Source organism: Pseudomonas sp. PSB18, from assembly GCF_014596565.1.
Classification (GTDB): Bacteria; Pseudomonadota; Gammaproteobacteria; order Pseudomonadales; family Pseudomonadaceae; genus Aquipseudomonas.
This window is the reverse complement of sequence record NZ_NOIN01000011.1, coordinates 74,645-97,095: the sequence shown is the minus strand read 5'-3', so window position 1 is coordinate 97,095 and position 22,451 is coordinate 74,645. Positions and strand designations below refer to the sequence as shown.

The following is a 22,451-nucleotide window of genomic DNA, read 5'->3' as shown; positions in this document are numbered from 1 at the left end:
TGCGAAGCGGCCCCCTGCGTTGTATCAGACAGAACGCGGAGGGCCGCTTCGCGCCCCAACGGGGCGGTGCGAAGTTTCGCTAAATCCCCTCGCCACAGGTGAGCAGCCTGGTCTAGTAAAACATCGACCGCGCTTCTTCGAGATGCGCACATCGTTCCTTATCGCTCGGGTCGATGCCCAGCTTCTGGAATGACGGCACCTTGAACGCGTCGACTCTGCCGAAGGGATGATCAGTGTCCTTGTAGCAGTACAGCGCGGCGACCTGCACCAGGTCGACATAGTCGAGTTGTCGGGACTCCCGGGAGAAATCCAGGTAAAGGCCCGGCAGTTTCACCAGTCTCTCCGGAAACTCCCAGACGCTGAGCAACTTGTCCCCCAGCACAGGGTGGATCGTTTCGATGACATGGTTGAGGCTGACCGGGTCTGACAGCAGCTCATTATGGTCTTCGGCGTAGGTCAGGATCGGCAGTACGCCGATCTGGTGCACCAACCCTCCCAGTGCGGCCTGATCGGGCTTGAGCTGTGTATAAGTCCGGCACAACGCATAGCTGACGCCGGCGATCTCCAGGCTTCTACGCCAGACATCGCGCATCTTCTGTTCCACCACTTCGGAGCGGGCATGGAAGATCTGCTCCATGACCAGACCGATGGCCAGGTTGCTGCTGTAATTGACGCCCAGCCGGGTAATGGCCGTGTGCAGGTCGGTGACTTCCTGGGTGGCGCGCAGCAATGGGCTGTTGACCACTTTTATCAGGCGTGCCGAAAGCGCCGTGTCGCGGCCGATCACCTTGCTCAGGTCACTGACACTGATTTCCGGGTCTTCGGCGGCACGGCGAATCTGCAGGGCCACTTCCGGCAATGTCGGCAGAACCAGGTCATCGTTATCGATGGCCTCTACCAAGTCCCGTTGGACCTTATCCGCCAAATCGCTCATTTCGATTCTCTAGGTATTGCGACAAATGCTGCGATCAACGCTGGATTTCGCGGTCGCGGTCCAGTTCGTAAGGCAGGTCCAACAGTTTCAGTATCGGGCCTTCCAGGTCACCGAGATGCACATTGCCCTCTTCTGCTGTTTCGGCCTGCAGCACCGCCAGCAGTTCAATGTTTCGTTCGGCTTGCGCCGCGATCACCACCTCGCCGATGGCGCTGCCGTGAGCGGGAGAGAACAATGCCGTGCCGGGTTCCGGCAGTTCGCCGGCGTCCAGTTGCAGGCGATACAGGCGTCGCTTGAGCTTGCCCAGGTACTGCATGCGGGCGACGATTTCCTGGCCGGTGTAGCAGCCTTTCTTGAAACTTACGCCGCCGACGGCCTGCAGGTTGAGCATCTGTGGGATGAACAGCTCGCGGGTGGCAGGCATGACCTGGCCGATGCCTGCGCGGATCTGGCCCAGCAGCCACGGGTTCAGGTCCGTCTCGGCCAAGGTTGCGTTCAGACGGGTTTTCAGCGCGTCGGTCTGTTCGGCTGGCGCCCACAGCTCGACTCGACCGGGGGACACACGGATGGCGATCAAGGACTCGTGGCGCGCCACGCTGTCGATGTCGCCCGGCAGCGCCAAGCCCAGTTGAGTCAGCGCCGTGTCGGCGTTCTCCAGGCCGAAGCGAACCCAGGCAGCGCTTTCGTCGGTGAGCTTGGACTTGGAAAATACTGCGTATTTCTTCAGGTCCGCCAATTGCGGCTCGAGCAATTCGGAGGCCATTGCCATCAACACACCATCGCCTTCGAGCAGGATCCGAAAGCTCGATTGCATCCGGCCCTTCTGGGTGCAACGGGCGCCGAGGCTGGCCCGGCTGTCGCTCAGGTAGTTGAGATTGCAGGTCAATTGGCCCTGCAGGAATTTGCCGGCGTCCACGCCGCGGACCGCAAGGACGCCTTCGTGGGACAGGGTGCAGAAAAAAGCGGAATCAGCCATGAGTCATCGCAGGGTAAAAAGTCTGGGGGACATCATAAGGGCGCGCCCTTGAAATGGGTAGTTCACAAAGGATCGGTGGCGACCGACCAAAGCTGTCTGTTTCACCGCGGTGGTGCCTGTATACTTGCGCTCTATTTGAGGAGCGCTCCATGGTCGAAGATGTAGAACTGAATCGCCTCTACTGGCACAGCCGTCGCGGCATGCTTGAGCTTGATGTATTGCTGGTGCCATTCGTGAAAGAGGTCTACCCCCACCTTAATGAAGTGGACCGTGCCTGCTATGTCCGCCTGCTCGAATGTGAAGACCAGGACATGTTCGGCTGGTTCATGGAACGCAGCGAATCCGAAGATCCGGAACTGCAGCGCATGGTCCGGATGATCCTGGACCGTGTCCAGCCGAAGTAATCGCTTCGAATGCCGCTGGCAGGCCTCCGGGCAACTGCTGGCGGCCTACCTCCTGGCTCAGCTGTTCGCGCTGGCCTCGTTGCTCCTGATGTCTGTCCCGCCAGGGTTTACAGTGCTTGGCGTTGGGTTGTGCCTGGCCCACGGTGCCTGGACGATACCGCGGCACGTGTTGTTGACTCATCGCCAGGCATTCCGCGGGTTGCGTCGGGACGTTGATGGCTGGCAGCTCTGGAACGAGGCCAATGGCTGGCAGGCGGTGCAGTTGTGCCCCGACAGCCTGGCACTGCCATTGATCGTGATACTGCGCTTTCGCCTGAAGGGTGAGCGGCGGATCCGCTCGCTGTGCGTGCCCCGCGACGCGCTGGCGCCAGATGTCCATCGGCGCCTGCGGGTGCGGCTCAGGTTCAGTCGGCGTAGGTGGGCGGCACCAGGATAGTGTCCAGTGCTTCGGGCAACAGGTTCGGATAATCGAGGGTGTAATGCAGCCCTCGGCTTTCCTTGCGTTCCATGGCCGAGCGAATCATCAGCTCGGCCACCTGGGCCAGGTTACGCAGTTCGATCAGGTCACGGCTGACTTTGTAATTGCTGTAGAACTCATCGATCTCGTCCAACAGCAAACGTACCCGATGCTGGGCCCGTTGCAGGCGCTTGTTGGTACGCACGATACCCACGTAGTCCCACATGAACCGCCGCAGTTCATCCCAGTTGTGGGCAATGATCACGTCTTCGTCCGAATCGGTCACCTGGCTGGCGTCCCACGCGGGCAGGGCGGCCGGAATGGCAATCTGCGGTAGTTGTTCGAGGATGTCCGCCGCAGCCGAACGGGCATAGACAAAGCACTCCAGCAGCGAATTGCTGGCCATGCGGTTGGCACCATGAAGGCCCGTGAAGCTGGTTTCGCCTATGGCGTACAGGCCCGGTACGTCGGTGCGGCCCTGCTGGTCGACCATCACGCCGCCGCAGGTGTAATGCGCGGCCGGCACCACCGGGATCGGCTGTTTGGTGATGTCGATGGAAAATTCCAGACAGCGCTCGTACACCGTCGGGAAATGGCTTTTGATGAACGCCTCGGGCTTATGGCTGATATCCAGGTAAACGCAGTCGATACCCAGGCGCTTCATTTCATGGTCGATGGCCCGGGCGACGATGTCCCGCGGTGCCAGCTCGGCGCGCGAGTCGAAGCGCTGCATGAAGCGCTCGCCGTTGGGCAGCTTCAAGTGCGCGCCTTCGCCACGCAGGGCCTCGGTAACCAGGAAGCTCTTTGCCAGCGGGTGATAGAGGCAGGTGGGGTGGAACTGATTGAATTCCAGGTTCGCGACCCGGCAGCCCGAGCGCCACGCCATGGCAATGCCGTCGCCGCACGCGCCGTCGGGGTTGCTGGTGTACAGATAGACTTTGGCTGCGCCACCGGACGCCAGGATCACGAAGCGTGCGCCGTAGGTGTCGACTTCGCCGGTGCCACGGTTGAGCACGTAGGCACCGAGGCAGCGATCGCCGGCCAGGCCCAGGCGTTTTTCGGTGATCAGATCGACGGCGACTCGCTGCTCCAGCAACTCGATATTCGGTCGCCGCTGTGCCTGGGCCAGCAGCGTCTTGAAAATCGCCGCACCGGTGGCATCGGCCGCATGGATGATGCGCCGATGACTGTGGCCGCCCTCACGGGTCAGGTGGAATTCGAACCCACCGTCTTCTGTGCCGGACTGCTCGTCGCGGGTAAAGGGCACACCCTGGTCGATCAGCCATTGGATGGCTTCGCGGCTATGCTCGACGGTGAAGCGCACTGCTTCAGGATTGCACAGGCCGCCACCGGCATTGAGGGTGTCGTCGACATGGGACTCGATGGTGTCGGTATCATCCAGCACAGCTGCGACTCCGCCCTGTGCCCAGAACGTCGAGCCGTTGGCCAGGTCGCCTTTGCTCAGTACTGCGATACGCAAGTGCTCCGGCAATGTCAGTGCAAGGCTCAATCCGGCGGCACCGCTGCCGATTACCAGAACATCATGTTGGAACTGTTGGCTCATTCGATAGGTTTCCGCTCAAGGCGACCCGGGTCGGGGTTGGCGCAAGGCATCCGCTTCAGCGGCGTCAGGCAGCCACGCAGCCCACTAGTATATAGAGGGGTGGAACGGCACAATAGCCGGGCATTCATGGCAATGTGAAACCAACGTGACAGAAAGGCGACGCGCTTCGTCGGATCGGTTTTTTCGCCGATGGGTGACAAGACCGTCTTTTCGAGGATAAACGCGGCTGATCTCCTCACGGTTGGGCAATGTCTGCTTTGAATGACTGTAAATGGCGGGAACTTTTGCTGATCGCTTACGTTCAATAGACGGTTGTCTGCAAAAGGGAACAGCGTCGGGTTGGTGCAAGACCTCGATTGAGAGTCCTTGCCGGCAGGCCCGGTGACAGATTATTCGCGCAGCCGGGGAATCTCGTGCTGCGTTTTTCGTGCGTGCCGGGATCAGAGCACGCCGGAAACTTGCTTGAAAGGGGGAGAACTTTTGCGAAAAGCCCGAGTCTATGTTTGCAAGTCCGGTCAATTAGTCATGCAAGCCTCCTTCGAGCTTATCGAGGAGTGTTCATGCTAACCCAGGAAGAGGATCAGCAGCTGGTCGAACGTGTTCAGCGCGGCGACAAGCGAGCTTTCGATCTGTTGGTGCTGAAATACCAGCACAAAATTCTCGGGTTGATCGTGCGGTTTGTGCACGACACCCATGAAGCCCAGGATGTTGCTCAAGAAGCCTTCATCAAGGCCTATCGCGCACTTGGTAATTTTCGCGGGGACAGCGCGTTTTATACGTGGCTTTACCGCATCGCCATTAACACGGCGAAAAACTATCTGGTTTCACGCGGCCGCCGGCCGCCGGATAGCGATGTAAGTTCCGAAGATGCAGAGTTCTACGACGGCGATCATGGCCTCAAGGATCTCGAATCCCCGGAGCGAGCGTTGCTGCGGGATGAGATCGAAGGCACCGTCCATCGGACCATCCAGCAACTGCCTGAAGATTTACGTACGGCGTTAACTTTACGTGAATTCGACGGTCTGAGTTACGAGGACATTGCGAGCGTCATGCAATGTCCGGTAGGCACCGTGCGCTCCCGGATCTTCCGCGCCCGGGAGGCCATCGATAAAGCCCTGCAACCGTTGTTGCAGGAAAACTAAAGACAGCGGCGACAGCCAAGAGAGGAACGCCATGAGTCGTGAAGCCCTGCAGGAATCGCTGTCCGCAGTGATGGATAACGAAGCGGACGAACTGGAATTACGTCGGGTATTGAATGCCTTTGACGATGTTGAAACCCGTGAGACCTGGGCTCGTTACCAGATCGCCCGGGCTGTGATGCACAAGGACCTGCTGCTTCCGCGCCTGGACATCGCTGCGGCCGTTTCTGCTGCATTGGCTGACGAAGCCGTACCGGCAAAGGTTTCCCGTAGCCCATGGCGCAACCTGGGTCGTCTGGCAGTGGCCGCTTCGGTGACCGTCGCCGTTCTGGCCGGTGTACGTCTGTATAACCAGGATGAAATCGCTGGTGTACAGATGGCGCAGCAGTCCAACCAGCCAGGTCTGGTCGCTCCACAGGTCAAAGGCCCGGCGGTACTGGCCGGTTACAGCGAAAGCTCGGAAGCTGCTGGCCCCATGGTCAACGGTGTTCTGCAAGGTCAGCCAGGCTGGCATGACCAGCGTCTGCCCAACTACCTGCGTCAGCATGCCCAACAGGCTGCCCTGAAGGGAACTGAAAGCGCATTGCCTTACGCCCGTGCCGCCAGTCTGGAAAACCGTTAAGGATAACCCTTGCGCGCGATACCTCTATTCACGCTGCTGCTGGGTGGCTGGTGTGCTGTCCCAGCGTACGCCGATGAGGCTCAGGACTGGCTGAATCGTTTGGGTCAGGCCGAGCAACAGCAAAGCTTCCAAGGCACCTTCGTTTACGAGCGCAACGGTAGTTTTTCTACCCATAACATCTGGCATCGTGTCCAGGATGGAAAGGTTCGCGAGCGGTTGCTCCAACAGGACGGCTCGGCACAGGAGGTCCTGCGCATTGATGGACATACTCAATGCGTTAGTGGCTCCCTGATCCCAGGGCTTGGGAACACCGATGGCACTGCTCGTGCGCTCGATCCGCAAAAACTCAAGAATTGGTACGACCTTGCCATCATCGGCAAGTCCCGTGTGGCCGGGCGACCGGCTGTCATCGTTGCTCTGACACCCAAAGACCAGCATCGCTACGGCTTTGAGCTGCATCTGGACAAGGAGACCGGCTTGCCGCTCAAGTCCCTGTTGCTTAACGACAAGGGGCAGTTGCTTGAGCGCTTCCAGTTCACGCGCCTGAACACCGCGGAGCCGGCGGACAGCGACCTGCAAGCCAGTGCCGAGTGCAAGGCAGTCGTCCAGGACGCCGGTAAGGCTGCTGTGGCGAAGGCCACCTGGCATTCGGATTGGCTTCCCCCCGGCTTCGAGCTCACCAACAGCGCCGTGCGCAAGGACCCGGAAACCAACGTTCAGGTCAGCAGCCTGATGTACGACGATGGCCTGGCCCGTTTCTCGGTGTTCCTGGAGCCACTGAACGGCGCGAACGTCACCGACACGCGTACCCAGCTTGGCCCGACGGCGGCTGTCTCACGACGTCTCACGACGCCCCAGGGCGAAATGATGGTGACTGTGGTCGGGGAGATTCCTATTGGGACGGCGGAACGGATCGCACTTTCGATGCGTTCCGATGCCACGGCGATTCAGTGACGTGCTGGCGCGGTGGCTCGGTCTTGATCGAAATGCCGAAACTTCCTGTCAGCATTTTCATTTGCAAAATTTCAGTTTTTTTTCTATTAGGTCAGAGCCGCTCGGCTCTGGCCTTGCCTGTTTTTCCGGAACGATGAGACCGGCGTGTCTTCCTACCGGTATTCCTAGTTCCATATCGCTTAACCCTGCTCGTCGTAACGGGAGCCGTATGTCGATACCAAGCTTGAAAACCTATTTTTCCATTCTTGCCACCGTGCTGGTGCTCGGCCAGGCCGTTCCCGCCGTGGCGGACAGCTTGCCTGACTTCACTCAATTGGTCGAAAACGCCTCGCCTGCGGTGGTGAACATCAGTACCACCCAGAAGCTGCCGGATCGCCGCGTCTCGGACCAACAGATGCCGGATCTCGAAGGGTTGCCTCCGATGTTGCGCGAGTTCCTGGAGCGTGGGATGCCACAGCAACCCCGTTCGCCTGGCGGTGGTCGTCAGCGTGAAGCGCAGTCCCTGGGTTCGGGTTTCATTATCTCGCCAGACGGCTACATCCTGACCAATAACCATGTGATCGCCGATGCCGACGAAATCCTGGTGCGCCTGGCCGATCGCAGTGAACTCAAGGCCAAGTTGATCGGTACCGACCCGCGTTCCGACGTGGCGCTGCTGAAAATCGAAGGCAAGGACCTGCCGGTCCTCAAACTCGGCAAATCTCAGGACCTGAAAGCCGGTCAGTGGGTCGTGGCCATTGGCTCGCCGTTCGGCTTCGACCACACCGTGACCCAGGGCATCGTCAGTGCGATCGGTCGCAGCCTGCCGAACGAAAACTACGTTCCGTTCATCCAGACCGACGTGCCGATCAATCCGGGTAACTCCGGAGGCCCGTTGTTCAACCTGGCCGGTGAAGTGGTGGGCATCAACTCCCAGATCTACACCCGCTCGGGCGGTTTCATGGGCGTGTCTTTCGCGATTCCGATCGATGTGGCCATGGACGTGTCCAACCAGTTGAAAAGTGGTGGCAAGGTCAGTCGCGGCTGGTTGGGCGTGGTCATCCAGGAAGTGAACAAGGACCTGGCCGAGTCGTTCGGGCTGGAGAAGCCAGCCGGTGCGCTGGTGGCGCAGATCCAGGAAGGTGGTCCGGCCGCCAAGGGTGGCCTGCAGGTCGGCGATGTGATCCTGAAGCTCAATGACCAGCCGATCATCATGTCCGCGGACCTGCCACACCTGGTGGGCGCGCTCAAGGCCGGTGCCAAGGCCAACCTGGAAGTGATTCGCGAAGGCAAGCGCAAGAACGTCGAACTGACGGTCGGTGCTATTCCTGAAGAGGGCGCGGAGTTGGAGTCGCAACCCAAGTCCGGTGTCGAGCGCAGCAGCAATCGCCTGGGTGTGGCGGTGGTCGAGCTGACGGCCGAGCAGAAGAAAGCCCTGGACCTGCAGGGTGGGGTGGTGATCAAGGAAGTGCAGGATGGTCCTGCTGCCCTCATCGGCCTGCAACCCGGCGACATTATCACGCACCTGAACAACCAGGCGATCGGCTCCACCAAGGAGTTCACCGAAATCGCCAAGGCCCTGCCGAAGAATCGTTCGGTCTCGATGCGGGTTCTGCGCCAGGGGCGTGCGAGCTTCATCACCTTCAAGCTGGCCGAATGATCGGTTAGCGGCTCAATGAAAAACCGCCTCGAGAGAGGCGGTTTTTTTGTGCCCGGAGAATGGGCATACATTGGCGGACACATGGCTGATGTGGGAGCGGGCTTGCTCGCGAAGGGGGTAGCACATCCAACATCATTGCAAGCTGACCCACCGTTTTCGCGAGCAGGCTCGCTCCCACAAGGGCAGAGCCTGACCGAGAATATTGTCTTCTCAGCCCATCATGTCCTTGACCATGCGCTCCTGCTCCATGAGTTCCCGTTGCCGGGCATCGATACGTGACGACAGCGGGAAGTTGGTGCCGGCGCGCCGTTTGGCGAAGTCCAGTTGCTGGATGGCCTGGCGGTAGTCACCCACCAGGGCGAAGTACTCGGCGCGGGCCTGGTGCAAGCCGATGATGTTGCCCGACAGCCCACGCGTCTCGGCCACCATGTACCAGACATCCGGATCGTCCGGGCGGGTCTTGAGCAGGGTTTCCAGGGCTTTCTCGGCGTCGGCGGGACGGTTCTGCTTGAGCAGCAGGTCGACACGCACCTGATTGAGTGGGTAGTTGCCTGGGTATTGGGTCAGCATCCGGTCAACGCGGGATTGAGCGTCGGCCAGCTTGTTGCTGGTGATGTCCAGATCGACCTGGGCCAAGTTGTAGATGATTTCGTTGGGTGACTTGGCCAGCAGTGGCGCGAGGTTCTCCCGGGCTTCGTTCAACTGGCCGCCCTTGATCTGCGCAATCGCCAGGCCATAGCGGGCCACGTCGTTCTTGGGGTTTTCATCCAGTTGTGCCCGGAAACGCTTGGCACCCAGGCCTGGGGTTTCCTCATAGATCAGCTGGACACGTGCGCGGATCAGTTGATAGCGCATGCTGTCTTCCGTGCCGCCCGGCTTGGCCTGTTCGGCACGGTTGCGGGTGTCGGCGATGCGGGACTCGGTGACCGGGTGAGTCAGCAGGAATTCAGGTGGCCTGGCGTCGAAGCGGTACTGACGCATCAGGCGCTCGAACATGGTCGGCATGGAGCGCGGATCATAGCCGGCCTTTTCCAGGTTCTGGATGCCGATGCGGTCGGCCTCCTGCTCATTCTGACGTGAGAAACGCCGTTGTTCCTGGATAGCGGCCGCCTGGGTCCCGGCAATGGCAGCGATCCCCGCATCACCACCGCCGGCGGCGGCGATCACGATACCGGTCAGCAGCGCGGCCATCATCGGGACCTGCATGCGCTGTTGGGCTTCGACGCCACGGGCGAAGTGGCGTTGCGACAGGTGAGCCAGTTCGTGGGCCATCACCGAGGCGTATTCACCTTCGGTCTGGGCGTTGAGAAACAGGCCGCCGTTGACCCCGACGATCCCGCCAGGTGCGGCGAAGGCGTTGAGCTGCGGGCTGTTGATCAAAATGAATTCCAGACGGCGGTCGTTGACCTGGCTGGTTTCCACCAGTTTGTACACGCTGGTCTCGACGTAGTCCTTGAGCTGTGGATCGTTGAGTTGTTCGACCTGACTGCGCAGCAGGGCCAGCCAGGCACGACCCAACTGGTGTTCCTGCTCCGGCGAGACAACGGCAGAACTGGCATCGCCAAGTGACGGCAGGTCGTCGGCGAAGCCTGGTGAGGCGAGCAGGCAAGCGAGCGTCAGCAGGGTGGGGCGCAGAAATGTCATGCACGGGGCCTTAGTCGACAAAGACCCTACTGTAGCCGGACACCGGGCCCGGGACCAGATATTCTAGGCGGCTCTACGACCTGCTGCGGAGTGAACCCATGACCGATGCTGTAGCCCACGATGCCGAGCTGGACGCCAGCGGCCTGAATTGTCCGTTGCCATTGCTCAAGGCCAAACTGGAGCTCAACCGTCTGGCCAGTGGCGCCGTGCTCAAGGTCATCGCCACGGACGCAGGCTCCCAGCGTGATTTCCGCACCTTCGCCCGGCTGGCCGGTCATACGCTGCTGCATGAAGAAGACGATAACGGTGTCTACCGTTATTGGCTGAAGAAAGCCTGAATAATCGATGGCGTTGCTTAAGGATTTTTAATGTTCAAAGTGTTACGCGACTGGATTCAGCGCTACTTCTCCGACGAAGAGGCGGTGGTGCTGGCAGTGCTGCTATTCCTGGGATTCACCGCGGTCCTCACGCTAGGCGGCATGCTGGCGCCAGTGCTGGCGGGGATGGTGCTGGCGTACCTGATGCAAGGACTGGTGACGACACTGGAGCGCCTGCGGCTGCCGGGCACGGTGGCGGTGGGCCTGGTGTTTGCGCTGTTCATGGGGCTGTTGGTGGTGTTCATCGTGATGATCGTGCCACTGCTCTGGCACCAGTTGGTGACGCTGTTCAACGAGTTGCCGGGCATGCTCGCCAAATGGCAGTCCCTGCTGTTGCTGCTGCCCGAACGCTATCCGCATCTGGTATCGGACGAGCAGGTGCTCCAGACCATCGAAGTGGTGCGCGGCCAGATCGGCAAGTTCGGCCAGTGGGCGCTGACGTTTTCGTTATCCAGCTTGCCGCTGCTGGTGAACATCATGATTTACCTGGTGCTGGTGCCGATCCTGGTGTTTTTCTTTCTCAAGGATCGGGAAATGATCGGCCGCTGGGTCCGTGGCTACCTGCCGCGTGAGCGAGCGCTGATTACCCGGGTGGCCCAGGAGATGAATCGCCAGATCGCCAACTACATTCGCGGAAAGGTTATCGAGGTGTTCATCTGCGGCGGTGTGACCTACATCGGCTTCGTCGCCCTCGGGCTCAATTACGCCGCATTGCTGGCACTGCTGGTGGGGATCTCGGTGGTGGTGCCTTATGTCGGCACGGTGGTGGTGACCGTGCCGGTGGCCTTGATTGCGCTGTTCCAGTGGGGCTGGAGCGATCAGTTCATTTACCTGATGGCGGTCTACGGAATCATCCAGACGCTGGACGGCAACGTGCTGGTGCCGCTGCTGTTCTCCGAAGCGGTGAACCTGCATCCGGTGGCGATCATCTGCGCGGTGTTGCTGTTTGGCGGGTTGTGGGGATTCTGGGGCGTGTTCTTTGCGATTCCCCTGGCGACGCTGTTCAAGGCTGTGCTGGATGCGTGGCCGAGCAAGGAGCCGATTGTGGCGCCGTTGCTCTAGCTGACTGATCAGGTGAGGCTGATGCCTCATCGCGAGCAGGCTCGCTCCCACAGGGTCCTACACAATCCCTGTGGGAGCGAGCCTGCTCGCGAAAGGTCAGTGCAAATCAGGCCTTATCAAGCGCCTGAGCTGCCGCCAGCACGGCATCCACATGCCCGGGCACTTTCACGCCACGCCATTCCTGGCGCAGCACACCGTTCTTGTCGATCAGGAACGTGCTGCGATCCACGCCCAGGTATTCCTTGCCATAGAGTTTTTTCAGCTTGATCACATCGAACAACTGGCAGACGGCTTCGTCTTTATCGCTGATCAGCTCGAACGGAAACTCCTGCTTGCACTTGAAGTTCTCGTGGGATTTGAGGCTGTCCCGGGAGACGCCGAACACTTCGGTGTTGGCAGCCTTGAACTGTGGGTACTGGTCACGAAAGCCCTGGCCTTCGGTGGTGCAACCTGGGGTACTGTCCTTCGGGTAGAAGTAGATCACCACCTGCTTGCCTTTCAGGGCCGCGAGGTTGACGGTCTGCCCGCTGGTGGCAGGCGCCTGGAAATCGGTAACCGGCTGGTCGATGGCAACGGCCATGAGCGCTTCCTTACATTGGGTTTTGTGGGCGCCACGGTTCGATCAGAGCGTCCAGGTTCATCGCGTCGGCGAAGTCCAGGAACTGATCGCGCAGCCAACTGATCTGGGTGCCGGCCGGCAGGGTCACGGTGAAGGTGGCGTTGAGCATGGTGCCGCCGGTCTGCGGAGCCTGGTAGGTGTCGCAGGTGAGGTTTTCCAGCTCGACATGGTGGTCCATGAAGAACTGGCACAGCTCGTTGATGATGTCCGGCCGGTAGGCCGAGCTCACATAGGCCACATAGGGCAGGGCCTGTGGGCGGTTCTCCAGCGCGGCGCTGCGCACCACGTTGACGGTGAAGGTGTGCTTCTTGGCCAATACCGGCAGGCTGCCTTCCAGGCGGGCCAGGGCGTCCCAACTGCCGGAAACCTCAAGCACGAGCGCACTGCATTCGCCGTGGCGGGTCAGGCGTGAGGTCACGACGGCGCAGCGGTTTTCATGGCTGGCGCGGCACAGGACGTTGGTCAGCTCCATGGGGTTGGCGCCAAGGGCACTGATGACAAGGAATTGTTCGCGGACTGTGGGGGTGGACATGCAGCATTCCTAAAGCGATGAGCGGTCGATACCTACGTCACCCTGCACGGCGCCGGCCTGCGAAAACGAACGACTCAAGCCCTGTGCCTGGGGTTGCGCGGCATTCCGCAACAGAGGGAAATACGCCAGGGCAAACGCAGGATCGGGGCTTGTGGCGACGAAAACGGAGGCTGGGAACCGGCCTGTGAGCGTGTCGGTACCGATCAAAGTCTGAAGGGTAGCGAAAACCATCGCCAAGGGGAATGGGAGTTCGCTTGTACAAGCATCTTGGCGCCAGTACCATTACGGCTCTCTTTTTCCGGCAGGAGCGGTTTCATGATTGCGGGCAGTATGGTGGCACTGGTCACACCCATGGATGCACAAGGGCGTCTTGACTGGGCCAGCCTCAGCAAACTCGTGGACTTCCACCTTGAAAACGGCACCCATGCCATTGTCGCCGTCGGTACCACCGGCGAGTCGGCGACCCTCGATGTCAACGAGCACATCGAAGTCATCCGTGCCGTGGTCAAGCAGGTCAACGGTCGCATCCCGGTCATCGCCGGTACTGGCGCCAACTCGACCCGCGAAGCCGTCGAGCTGACCCGCAACGCCAAGGAAGCCGGTGCCGACGCCTGCCTGCTCGTCGTTCCGTACTACAACCGGCCGACCCAGGAAGGCCTGTACCAGCACTTCAAGCATATCGCCGAAGCGGTCGATATCCCGCAGATCCTCTATAACGTTCCCGGCCGCACCTCCTGCGACATGCAGGCCGAGACCGTGATCCGCCTGTCGACCGTACCGAACATCATCGGCATCAAGGAGGCCACCGGCGACCTGAAACGCGCCAAGGCGATCCTCGATGGCGTGAGCAAGGACTTCATCGTGATGTCGGGTGATGATCCGACGGCGGTCGAGCTGATCCTGATGGGCGGCAAGGGCAACATCTCCGTCACCGCCAACGTCGCGCCACGGGAAATGGCCGACCTGTGCGAGGCCGCGCTCAAGGGCGACGCCGAGACCGCACGGGCCATCAACGAAAAACTGATGCCGCTGCACAAGGACCTGTTCATCGAAGCCAACCCGATCCCGGTGAAGTGGGCGCTGGTGGAAATGGGCCTGATGCACGAAGGCATCCGCCTGCCGCTCACCTGGCTGAGCAACGCCTGTCACGAACCGCTGCGGCAGGCCATGCGCCAGTCCGGCGTCCTGGTTTAATTGAGGAAGCACACCGCATGAAGCGAATTGCCGGACTTTCCGCACTTGCCTTGATTATCTCCAGCACCAGTGGCTGTGGGTGGATCTGGGGCCCGGAAGGTTATTTCCGCGATCGTGGTAGCGATTACCTGAACGCGCAACAGACTGCACCGATGCAACTGCCGCCGGATGTCCATGTCGCCAAGCGCCTGGATCCGCTGCTGCCGATCCCGCGTAACGTGGCCGATGACACCGCCAAGGGCGAGTACGAGGTTCCTCGTCCGCAGCCGCTGTCGGCCATCGCCGATGCCAGCGACTACACCCTGCAGAAGAGTGGCGATTCACGTTGGGTCATGGCCCAGCACCCTCCGGCCGAAGTCTGGCCAGTGGCGATCCAGTTCTTTCAGGACAACGGTTTCCGCATCGATGAACAGCGTCCGCAGACCGGCGAGTTCACCACCACCTGGCAACACGCCGATGAACTGTCCGCCGCCATGGGCAAGCGCCTGAGTGCCGCCGGTGTCGCCAGCGACAGTGAATCCCGCGTGCGGGTGCGTATCGAGCCGGGCGTACAGCGCAATACCAGTGAAATCTATGTGGTCAGCGCCGAACGTCCTGCCGGCAGCACCGCCGACGTGGCGTTCACCAACCGTTCGGTGAATACCGGTCTCGACGCCGCGCTGGTGGACGACATGCTTGCCAGCATGACCCGTTCCGCAGAGCAGGGCGGTTCGGTTTCGATGCTGGCTTCCCGGGATTTCGACACGCCGAGCCGTGTCAGCCTGACCGAAGACGGCAGCGGCAACCCGGTGCTCAACGTCGGCTCCGACCTGGACCGTGCCTGGTCGAGCGTTGGTCGTGCGCTGGAACAGGGCGAATGGCGGGTTGAGGACATCAACCGCAGCCTGGGTCTTTACTACATCAACCTCGCCGAAAAAGCCGAGAAGAAAGACGAGAAGCCCGGCTTCTTCAGTGGTCTGTTCGGCGGCAAGCCGGACAAGGAAGCAATCGAAGCCCGCGCCGAGCGCTATCAGGTTCGCCTGAGCAAGGTGGGCGACAACGTCCAGGTGACCGTGGAGAAAAACATCAACACCGTGGCGCCGGCCGAAGTGGCCCGCAAGGTGCTGGGTATGATTCAGGACAACCTGGGCTGATCCGATGCGTTTTGCCGTTCTCGGCAGCGGTAGCCAAGGGAACGGCACGCTGGTAGCCAGCGCCGGTACGTATGTGCTGGTCGACTGTGGTTTCTCCTTGCGGGAAACCGAGAAACGCCTGCTGCGCCTGGGTGTGCATCCGGCGCAACTGAGCGCGATACTCGTGACCCACGAACATGCCGACCACGTGCATGGCGTGGGTTTGCTGTCCCGGCGCTACAATCTGCCGGTCTACCTCAGTCGGGGAACGTCGGAAGGCCTGCGCAAGCCCATCGAGCCAGCCGGCTTCGTGGTCGGTGGCGAGCGATTGCGTATTGGCGCCCTGGACATCGACGTGGTCAGCGTGGCCCACGATGCCCGGGAGCCGACGCAGTATGTATTCAGCGACGGCGAGCGGCGTTTCGGCTTGTTGACCGACCTGGGGTCGTATTGCGACAGGGTCATGGACAGTTATCGGGATCTCGATGCGTTGATGATCGAATCCAACCACTGTCGCGACATGTTGGCCCGTGGTTATTACCCCTACTTTCTCAAGCAACGGGTGGGCGGGGAGCGCGGACATTTGAACAACCACCAGGCGGCGTACCTGGTGGCCGAGTTGGGCTGGCAAGGCCTGCAACACCTGGTCCTGGCCCATCTGAGCAGCAAGAACAACCTGCCGCAGCTGGCCCGGCAATGTTTTGTCGACACCCTCGGGTGCGACCCGGACTGGCTGCAACTGGCCGATCAAGATTCAGGGCTCGACTGGCGACATATCGCCTAGCCCATCTACTTAGCAAGCGGAGCCCATCATGGAAAAACGTGAAGAACTCTACCGCGGCAAAGCCAAATCGGTTTACAAGACCGACGACGCCGACCGCTTGATCCTGCTGTTTCGCAACGACACCTCGGCGTTCGACGGCAAGCGCATCGAACAGCTCGACCGCAAGGGCATGGTGAACAACAAGTTCAACGCCTTCATCATGCAGAAACTCGAAGCCGCCGGCGTGCCGACCCAGTTCGACAAGCTGCTGGGCGACAACGAGTGCCTGGTCAAGAAACTGGACATGATCCCGGTGGAATGCGTCGTGCGTAACTACGCCGCCGGCAGCTTGGTCAAGCGCCTGGGTGTGGAAGAGGGCATGAAACTCAACCCTTACACCTTCGAGCTGTTCCTGAAGGACGACGCCAAGGGCGACCCGTTCATCAACGAATCCCACGTCGTGGCATTCGGCTGGGGCACCGCCGAGCAACTGGCGCGCATGAAGGAACTGTCCCTCAAGGTCAACGAAGTGCTGAGCAAGCTGTTCGACGATGCTGGCCTGCTGCTGGTGGACTTCAAGCTTGAATTCGGCGTGTTCAGCGACGGCTCCATCGTCCTGGGCGACGAATTCAGCCCGGACGGCTGCCGTCTCTGGGACAAGGCCACCAAGAAGAAGATGGACAAGGACCGCTTCCGCCAGGGCCTCGGTGACGTCATCGAAGCCTACGAAGAAGTTGCCCAACGCCTGGGTGTGCCGCTGTAATCGACGCAAGCATCTGATAGCACGGAAAAAAATTCGCTCGGGGGTTCGCTTCCGGCGAATGTGCTGGTATGATGCGCGCCACTGGAGAGATGCCGGAGTGGCCGAACGGGACGGATTCGAAATCCGTTGTACTGGCGACAGTACCTAGGGTTCAAATCCCTATCTCTCCGCCATATTTAAAAAACCTTTGTAAATCAATGAGTTGCGAAGGTTAAGAAACAGCGATTTATAGCAGTGGTTTGCAGCAGGTTTTGCAAACCACAGCGAATAAATCGCTGTTTTTTTTCGTCTGTCCTTTTTCGATTGAGTTATGAGTGTTAACGCCCTGTCCATCAGCCGTTACCCTCTGTGGCCGTCTATGGTTTGTGAAAGGGTGTCGACCGGGGAAGGTGCGGCCGGACCCGTTGAGACGTATTGGAGGGTGTCTGGTGTGCCTGCTTGGCTGCCGGTGGTTGACTGGGTACACCCGGGGAGCCACTTGTCTATTTTGGCTTTTCTCTCTTTGTCCTAATGTCCTATTGCCATGTGTTTGCCTTTCGGGCATAAAGGGCGAGGGCACCCCTCCAAGCTTTAACTATGCAGTGCTACCACTGCAATGATCGTTAATGTAAGGACATATGCTACTGTGAGTTACGCTGAGACTATCGATTCGCAATGTTATGAGTCTCGCGGGGCGTAAGGTAAATAGCGGGGGGTGCCGCTTCTTACTCCGGTAGCGTACAGGCCGGAGGCTGCCTTGAAGCTACTGAATCCCCCAAGTCGATCTATCCATAAGCTCGATTCTCTTGATCTTCTTTGCAACCTTCTGGGTGTAAAAAAAGGACAACTTCTTTATATCTGCTACAAGCGAGCAGATGAACTAAAATATAATTCCTTTGAGATTCCCAAAAAACGTGGCGGTCTTCGTAAGATTGATTCACCTCAAAAGGGATTGAGGGTGGTTCAGCAAAAGTTGGCAGAGCTTTTGACTGAGAATTTAGAGTTCAAACCTTGCGTTCAGGGTTTTATTAAAGGAAGGGGCATACTTCAAAATGCCATTTTGCATAAAAAATCTAACTGGGTGTTAAACGTAGATATTAAAGATTTTTTTGGTTCAATTAATTTTGGTAGGGTTCGTGCTGTTTTCATCGCCAAGCCTTTCGAAATTCATCCGGACGTAGCGACAGTTATTGCTCAAATCTGCTGTTTCAATAATTATCTTCCCCAAGGTGCTGCAACCTCTCCAGTTGTGTCGAATATTGTTGCCAGTATTTTGGATAATCGAACTATAAAACATGTTAGAAGCCATCGTCTTATTTATTCAAGATACGCTGATGATATAACACTTTCCGCGAAAAGGAATTTTCCCCGAGAAATCGCTCATATTAGCGACGGACGAACAATCATTGGGGAAGATTTAGCCAATATTTTTTCGAGGGCCAGCTTTGAAGTAAATGAAAAAAAGAGTCGGCTTCAATCAAAATATGATCGGCAGGAAGTGACAGGGCTAATAACAAATAAAAAAGTAAACATTCCTGCTGAGTATAAAAACAAAGTCCGTACCGCGATATATCACTGGATTCAAGACCCAAAAGAGGCGGAGCGTAAGTGTTTCATTGATATACTAAAGCTTAATCCCGACGAAGTGGAGCTGACGGAAGATGGGCGAAAACTAAAGCATAACATATATGGTAGATTATCTTTTATCGCAATGGTGAAAGGAAAAGACGATCCAACATACGTTAAACTAATATTGAAAATGGCCGAGCATGATAAAACCCCTCCTAAATTTTTAAAATCCATTAAGGAAGAATATAAAATGTACGATGTTTTTCTCTGTCATGCATCAGAAGACAAAGCAGCCATTGTGGAGCCGTTGTATGAAGCACTTACGAAAATTGGTGTTCATGCATTTTATGACTCTAAGGAAATTGCGTGGGGTGATTCTCTTATCGAAACAATCAACAAAGCCCTTATTAAGTCGCAATATGTGATTGCGGTAATGACTGATAACTCTGTTGTGAAAGCGTGGCCGCAAAAGGAAATCAACGCCGTTCTCAATGGGGATATTTCTGGTGGAACCAAACGACTGCTGCCATTAATTCATGGAAATAAAGAAAAAATCCTCAATAATAATTTTTTGATGAGCGACAAGCTTTATGTTGTGTGGCAAGACAATCCAGACGAAATAGCACAAAAAATAAAAGCTTTGCTGGCATCATAATTTATAAAAAATTTTAACTCGTCGAGAAAAAAACATGACTTATGTTCAGGTAAATCACGATTTTATAAAATTTATTGATCCAAGTTTGTATGCCGATATTCTTAATAAAAGTGATGATGGAATTTGCGTGATAAGGCTGCAGCTGATATGTGAGCGGTTTTTAAGCGTCTATTTGAAAGAAAGGATTTCTCCAGAAAATATTGAGTTTTTCGTTAGTGGAAAAGGCAAGAGTGCTGAAATTCTCCGCCATTTTAATGAAAGACTAACTACATCGATAGCTTCTGGCTTGCCTGCTGAGTTGGCAAGGGCTTTAAAGCATATAAATAAAATTAGAAACCATTTTGCTCACAACCTCGATCATAAAATCATGCAGTCTGATATGGATAAATATTTTGAGCTGGTGGATTTGTTTGAAGTGGATGTCGGTATGATCCACGGTTATGAAGGGCCAGTGAGGGAGGCAAAAATTAGTTCGGATGGCAAGGTAGTAAATGCCATAGATAATTTTCAAGCTGGGTTTACTGCTGCTACTTACTTTTTAATGGCAAAAGCCGGACTCTGGCTGGCCAATGATTTGCAAAAGCGAGGGCAGTTAAGCTTAGGTGAGCCATTGCAATAGAGGCTCGATCGGCTTGAGGTGTAGGCCTGTGAGCTAGGCGTTACTTTATAATCGGAATCAAATAGAGCGTCTTTGGTTTGCGTAAACATGCCAAGTAATTAACTGAAAGCCAGATTTAATCTTTACAAGGAGTTGGGGTGGCTAAGCTTAGCAAAGTTAAAATAAAGAATGACAAAGTCATCTTGGCGGATGGGTCGATTGTTGATATGCATCCACGCCATAATTTCGATAAGCCAACACGTTTGCTTTTGCAACATATGGCGGCAGGTGTCTGCTCCAACCCTGATTGCCTGAGTCACACCATAGGCTCGAATCTTAAGCGAAACGATTATGCAGGTAACGGTGTCGCCGCTCACATTTGTGCTGCCGCTCCCGGCCCCGGTGCTGCTCGCTACAATAAACATCAGACGAAAGAAGAGCGTAGCTCGTACAAGAATGGGATTTGGCTCTGCGGGTCTTGCTCCATCATCATCGATCGGGATGAGTCACGCTATCCGGTTGATCTACTCTGTGAGTGGAAGGCTAAGGCTGAAAAACGTGCAATGACTATGGTTGGAACCAAATCTCTGACCCAGTTTGAATTGGCTGATAGTATTCGTGCTGAAGTGGTTAGAGCTTTGACGTGCAATTTTAATAATATGGTCAATCCTTTCGAATTTCCTGTTCAGTCCATTCATCATTCTTATAGCGAAGCAATAGAGAAGCTTGATCCACGCTTCAGCGTTAAGACAGTAGTTGATGGTGCTATCACTCACGTACTGTCGGCCAAAAACATTTCTGATTCCCGGTTTTCAGTTGTTGCAACCGGTGAAGCTGCGTCTGAATTACAGGGCAAAATTGAAAATCATCGGCTGACAGGCCAAGGATTCAAAATTGACTCATCAAAAATAAATTTTATAAATAATGATATTTTTCAGGCGTTCAAACAATCACGTCCCGGTTCATATCTATATCTAAAGCCTGCTGTTTTAAAGGTTCAAAGCTCTTTGTATCTGGTGTCTGCGAATTCTCGTCATTTTCTTTGTACATTTGAAAGTAGTTATGTCGGTGGGGAGAAGGTGATAACGGTCGATGGTGAGACGCTAGATGGATTCTTAAGCTTTTGCTTTAAAGTTAACGCTATAGATTCAAATGTATTTATTGAATTTAAGACATCAATTGAGTCTTGGTTTGGGAATTTGGTTTCAGGGCTCAAGCATCTTCCAAAATACTTAGAGGCTAGTAGGTACCTTGACTCGGTTGCAGAATTCGGCTTTCTAATTGAATATGAAAATGCGGACACCCTTGTTCAGATTCCACCTGCCAAGGCTGAGTGCTATATACAAAATAATGAATCAACGATAAGTTTTAAGAAGTGTTTGAGTGCCCTGTGTGCGTTGCACGGATTTTCAAAAATATTATCTGATAATTTATATATAAAGCATTCCCCTTTGGATACGGACTCAGTACTGCTCTCACAGAGTTTTTTGCAGCTTGAAAAGGGGGCAGTGCTGCAGCCGTTAGAATATGGCTCGCTTATTTTTTCACAAAGGATGGATTCGATTGACCCTGAATTAGCTAGCTATTTTTGTTCTGGGGTTGAGGGTGTTTATTTTAGTATTAGTGATGGAGTCAGGGTTCTAATAGAAGTTTTTGGTAATTTTATAGAGTGTCCGCCGGTAGTCGCTTCTTATGAGGGTTTTGAAGTGGCTCTTTATTATGGTATATGTGGAGAGGATTCTGGTTTTTTGTTCGTTAATTTGTACTCGAATCAAGAGACAAAAGTTACTTTTAGCTTGGGTGATGGGGGCTTTGTTTTGAGGGGGTGATGTTTTTCATCTGGCGAGTAATTACTAAGCCATAAATATTGATTACTTACCAAGTCTAGTGTTTGGTTTGCCAATGGCTTTAATGGTCGCGGAAAATTAAGCTTGGATAATATTATGAAATAATAGGTGCGTCGTTGAGCTCAACTAGCTTGGACAAGCACCCTGAAAAAAGTTCGTGATACCAAAAAAACCTAACAGCAGGAGGTACGTCATTTTGTAGCAGAGTTTTGTAGCAAAATACTCAAAACTGCCTGTGTTTGTTGGTTTTGGCGGGCTGCAGCGTTCGATTCTGGACGTCCCTATCTCTCCGCCATTATTGAATACGACTAAGCCCCTGAAATGGTTGAACATTTCAGGGGCTTTTTCGTTTCTGGCGTTTGATTTAGGGCAAATTCAGGGATTCTGGCTCACGCCCTCTGACGATTACCGGGAAATGGCCATCCACCCTGCGCATCCTGTCATAACACCTGCAGAGGTACGATTCAGGCGTTTCATGGCCTTAGGTGATTGCACTGCACGTTTGATACGAGAGGCCATGAGGAGATAAGCCATCTGGACAGTAAGATCAATCCCAATGCCCAGGGCGGTGATGAAGACGACCTCTGGGACGGAAAGCGCAGTGAGATCGAAGGCGTGGGGCAGGACTGCACCGAAAAAAACCACTGCTTTCGGATTGCTCAGTGTCAGCAAAGCACCCGATAGCAAACCTCGGCCAGCTGATCGCGGGGCAGGAGCTTGAGGTTGATGGGTATTTTTCGACCATAGGTTCCATGCGATGAACAGAATAAAGGCAACGCCAAGCCACTTGATTGCGACAAAGACCTGCTCGAACTGAAGGGCTAACGCAGCAAGGCCAAGCGTCGCGATCAGCAGCCAGACGGCGTTGCCCAAGACCATGCCTATGATGAACGGCAAGGTCGATTTGGCACCCCGAGACACCACCTGGCCCAGCAGAGCGCCTTGAGCAGGCCCGGGAATAGCCGCTGCGATAGCAAACGGAACCACAAAAAACCAGATTGAAGACTGAGCCAGCACGGCGAAACTCCAAATGTTTTGGCGAAAAGCC

At 56.2% G+C, this 22,451-nt stretch carries 22 protein-coding genes and 1 tRNA gene; 16 read left to right on the top strand and 7 right to left on the bottom strand.

The genetic code is table 11. The annotated features are described in order from the left end of the window. Positions 1-112: 112 nt before the first annotated feature. Positions 113-934: an HDOD domain-containing protein gene (locus tag CGA22_RS22670; RefSeq protein ID WP_041020821.1), complete on the bottom strand. Its 822-nt coding sequence runs from the start codon at positions 932-934 to the stop codon at positions 113-115. Between the two features lie 34 nt (positions 935-968). Then, entirely contained in the window at positions 969-1,910 is a 942-nt protein-coding gene (locus tag CGA22_RS22665; RefSeq protein ID WP_041020820.1) for a YgfZ/GcvT domain-containing protein, read from the bottom strand. A gap of 149 nt (positions 1,911-2,059) precedes the next feature. On the opposite strand from CGA22_RS22665, the gene CGA22_RS22660 reads away from it, so the two are divergent. Next, positions 2,060-2,314: a succinate dehydrogenase assembly factor 2 gene (locus tag CGA22_RS22660; protein WP_003184348.1), complete on the top strand. Its 255-nt coding sequence runs from the start codon at positions 2,060-2,062 to the stop codon at positions 2,312-2,314. After that, positions 2,298-2,750: a protein YgfX gene (locus CGA22_RS22655; protein ID WP_041020819.1), complete on the top strand. Its 453-nt coding sequence runs from the start codon at positions 2,298-2,300 to the stop codon at positions 2,748-2,750. Before CGA22_RS22660 ends, CGA22_RS22655 begins: the two co-directional genes overlap by 17 nt. Here the strand turns inward: CGA22_RS22655 and nadB are convergent. Next, positions 2,719-4,335: an L-aspartate oxidase gene (gene nadB / locus CGA22_RS22650; protein WP_041020818.1), complete on the bottom strand. Its 1,617-nt coding sequence runs from the start codon at positions 4,333-4,335 to the stop codon at positions 2,719-2,721. The genes CGA22_RS22655 and nadB overlap by 32 nt on opposite strands. A gap of 560 nt (positions 4,336-4,895) precedes the next feature. Here nadB and rpoE point away from each other — a divergent pair. From rpoE to CGA22_RS22630, 4 genes are all read left to right on the top strand, one after another. Further along, on the top strand, positions 4,896-5,477 hold the full coding sequence (rpoE, locus tag CGA22_RS22645) for an RNA polymerase sigma factor RpoE (RefSeq protein WP_003172477.1): 582 nt from the start codon (positions 4,896-4,898) through the stop codon (positions 5,475-5,477). A gap of 31 nt (positions 5,478-5,508) precedes the next feature. Then, on the top strand, positions 5,509-6,096 hold the full coding sequence (locus CGA22_RS22640; protein WP_041020817.1) for a sigma-E factor negative regulatory protein: 588 nt from the start codon (positions 5,509-5,511) through the stop codon (positions 6,094-6,096). Positions 6,097-6,105: 9 nt separating this feature from the next. Then, positions 6,106-7,050, top strand: a complete 945-nt coding sequence (locus CGA22_RS22635; protein ID WP_041020816.1) for a MucB/RseB C-terminal domain-containing protein — start codon at positions 6,106-6,108, stop codon at positions 7,048-7,050. A 208-nt stretch (positions 7,051-7,258) separates the two neighbouring features. Next, positions 7,259-8,689, top strand: a complete 1,431-nt coding sequence (locus tag CGA22_RS22630) for a DegQ family serine endoprotease (RefSeq protein ID WP_188258711.1) — start codon at positions 7,259-7,261, stop codon at positions 8,687-8,689. Between the two features lie 210 nt (positions 8,690-8,899). Here CGA22_RS22630 and CGA22_RS22625 read toward each other — a convergent pair whose 3' ends face one another. After that, positions 8,900-10,333, bottom strand: coding sequence for a M48 family metalloprotease (locus CGA22_RS22625; protein ID WP_041020815.1), 1,434 nt, complete (start codon positions 10,331-10,333; stop codon positions 8,900-8,902). A gap of 98 nt (positions 10,334-10,431) precedes the next feature. Between CGA22_RS22625 and CGA22_RS22620 the strand changes: the two genes are divergently transcribed. Then, the gene (locus tag CGA22_RS22620) at positions 10,432-10,671 is read left to right on the top strand and encodes a sulfurtransferase TusA family protein (protein ID WP_024781284.1); all 240 of its coding nucleotides are present in this window, start codon (positions 10,432-10,434) and stop codon (positions 10,669-10,671) included. 30 nt (positions 10,672-10,701) lie between these two features. Further along, on the top strand, positions 10,702-11,772 hold the full coding sequence (locus CGA22_RS22615) for an AI-2E family transporter (protein WP_041020814.1): 1,071 nt from the start codon (positions 10,702-10,704) through the stop codon (positions 11,770-11,772). A 106-nt stretch (positions 11,773-11,878) separates the two neighbouring features. Here the strand turns inward: CGA22_RS22615 and CGA22_RS22610 are convergent, their stop codons facing one another. Continuing rightward, on the bottom strand, positions 11,879-12,352 hold the full coding sequence (locus CGA22_RS22610; RefSeq protein ID WP_041020813.1) for a peroxiredoxin: 474 nt from the start codon (positions 12,350-12,352) through the stop codon (positions 11,879-11,881). Between the two features lie 10 nt (positions 12,353-12,362). Continuing rightward, positions 12,363-12,923, bottom strand: a complete 561-nt coding sequence (locus tag CGA22_RS22605) for a glycine cleavage system protein R (protein WP_041020812.1) — start codon at positions 12,921-12,923, stop codon at positions 12,363-12,365. Positions 12,924-13,238: 315 nt separating this feature from the next. On the opposite strand from CGA22_RS22605, the gene dapA reads away from it, so the two are divergent. From dapA to CGA22_RS22565, 8 genes are all read left to right on the top strand, one after another. Next, positions 13,239-14,117 (top strand): 4-hydroxy-tetrahydrodipicolinate synthase, encoded by an 879-nt coding sequence (dapA, locus tag CGA22_RS22600; protein WP_041020811.1) that lies wholly within the window; start codon positions 13,239-13,241, stop codon positions 14,115-14,117. Positions 14,118-14,134: 17 nt separating this feature from the next. After that, positions 14,135-15,250: an outer membrane protein assembly factor BamC gene (gene bamC / locus CGA22_RS22595; RefSeq protein WP_188258710.1), complete on the top strand. Its 1,116-nt coding sequence runs from the start codon at positions 14,135-14,137 to the stop codon at positions 15,248-15,250. A gap of 4 nt (positions 15,251-15,254) precedes the next feature. Further along, positions 15,255-16,013: an MBL fold metallo-hydrolase gene (locus CGA22_RS22590; protein ID WP_041022517.1), complete on the top strand. Its 759-nt coding sequence runs from the start codon at positions 15,255-15,257 to the stop codon at positions 16,011-16,013. Positions 16,014-16,041: 28 nt separating this feature from the next. Then, positions 16,042-16,755, top strand: a complete 714-nt coding sequence (gene purC / locus CGA22_RS22585) for a phosphoribosylaminoimidazolesuccinocarboxamide synthase (protein ID WP_016963914.1) — start codon at positions 16,042-16,044, stop codon at positions 16,753-16,755. A gap of 83 nt (positions 16,756-16,838) precedes the next feature. Next, positions 16,839-16,928 (top strand) — tRNA-Ser (locus CGA22_RS22580). Positions 16,929-17,491: 563 nt separating this feature from the next. After that, a complete protein-coding gene (locus CGA22_RS22575; protein ID WP_177329254.1) occupies positions 17,492-18,958 on the top strand; it encodes a TIR domain-containing anti-phage reverse transcriptase in 1,467 nt (488 codons plus the stop codon). Between the two features lie 34 nt (positions 18,959-18,992). After that, the gene (locus tag CGA22_RS22570) at positions 18,993-19,577 is read left to right on the top strand and encodes a hypothetical protein (RefSeq protein ID WP_188258709.1); all 585 of its coding nucleotides are present in this window, start codon (positions 18,993-18,995) and stop codon (positions 19,575-19,577) included. Positions 19,578-19,714: 137 nt separating this feature from the next. After that, complete coding sequence (locus CGA22_RS22565; RefSeq protein WP_156996959.1) at positions 19,715-21,385, top strand: hypothetical protein; 1,671 nt, start codon at positions 19,715-19,717, stop codon at positions 21,383-21,385. A 423-nt stretch (positions 21,386-21,808) separates the two neighbouring features. On the opposite strand, the gene CGA22_RS22560 is transcribed toward CGA22_RS22565, so the two are convergent. Continuing rightward, a complete protein-coding gene (locus tag CGA22_RS22560; protein ID WP_052435174.1) occupies positions 21,809-22,420 on the bottom strand; it encodes a LysE family translocator in 612 nt (203 codons plus the stop codon). Positions 22,421-22,451: the final 31 nt, after the last annotated feature.

Coding starts and splice junctions, on each gene's coding strand:
- purC (WP_016963914.1), top strand. CDS start 16,042: ATGGAAAAACGTGAAGAACTCTACCGCGGCAAAGCCAAATCGGTTTAC.
- dapA (WP_041020811.1), top strand. CDS start 13,239: ATGATTGCGGGCAGTATGGTGGCACTGGTCACACCCATGGATGCACAA.
- CGA22_RS22590 (WP_041022517.1), top strand. CDS start 15,255: ATGCGTTTTGCCGTTCTCGGCAGCGGTAGCCAAGGGAACGGCACGCTG.
- nadB (WP_041020818.1), bottom strand. CDS start 4,335: ATGAGCCAACAGTTCCAACATGATGTTCTGGTAATCGGCAGCGGTGCC.
- CGA22_RS22570 (WP_188258709.1), top strand. CDS start 18,993: ATGACTTATGTTCAGGTAAATCACGATTTTATAAAATTTATTGATCCA.
- CGA22_RS22625 (WP_041020815.1), bottom strand. CDS start 10,333: ATGACATTTCTGCGCCCCACCCTGCTGACGCTCGCTTGCCTGCTCGCC.
- CGA22_RS22640 (WP_041020817.1), top strand. CDS start 5,509: ATGAGTCGTGAAGCCCTGCAGGAATCGCTGTCCGCAGTGATGGATAAC.
- CGA22_RS22610 (WP_041020813.1), bottom strand. CDS start 12,352: ATGGCCGTTGCCATCGACCAGCCGGTTACCGATTTCCAGGCGCCTGCC.
- CGA22_RS22630 (WP_188258711.1), top strand. CDS start 7,259: ATGTCGATACCAAGCTTGAAAACCTATTTTTCCATTCTTGCCACCGTG.
- CGA22_RS22605 (WP_041020812.1), bottom strand. CDS start 12,923: ATGTCCACCCCCACAGTCCGCGAACAATTCCTTGTCATCAGTGCCCTT.
- CGA22_RS22665 (WP_041020820.1), bottom strand. CDS start 1,910: ATGGCTGATTCCGCTTTTTTCTGCACCCTGTCCCACGAAGGCGTCCTT.
- CGA22_RS22660 (WP_003184348.1), top strand. CDS start 2,060: ATGGTCGAAGATGTAGAACTGAATCGCCTCTACTGGCACAGCCGTCGC.
- CGA22_RS22670 (WP_041020821.1), bottom strand. CDS start 934: ATGAGCGATTTGGCGGATAAGGTCCAACGGGACTTGGTAGAGGCCATC.
- CGA22_RS22620 (WP_024781284.1), top strand. CDS start 10,432: ATGACCGATGCTGTAGCCCACGATGCCGAGCTGGACGCCAGCGGCCTG.
- CGA22_RS22615 (WP_041020814.1), top strand. CDS start 10,702: ATGTTCAAAGTGTTACGCGACTGGATTCAGCGCTACTTCTCCGACGAA.
- bamC (WP_188258710.1), top strand. CDS start 14,135: ATGAAGCGAATTGCCGGACTTTCCGCACTTGCCTTGATTATCTCCAGC.
- rpoE (WP_003172477.1), top strand. CDS start 4,896: ATGCTAACCCAGGAAGAGGATCAGCAGCTGGTCGAACGTGTTCAGCGC.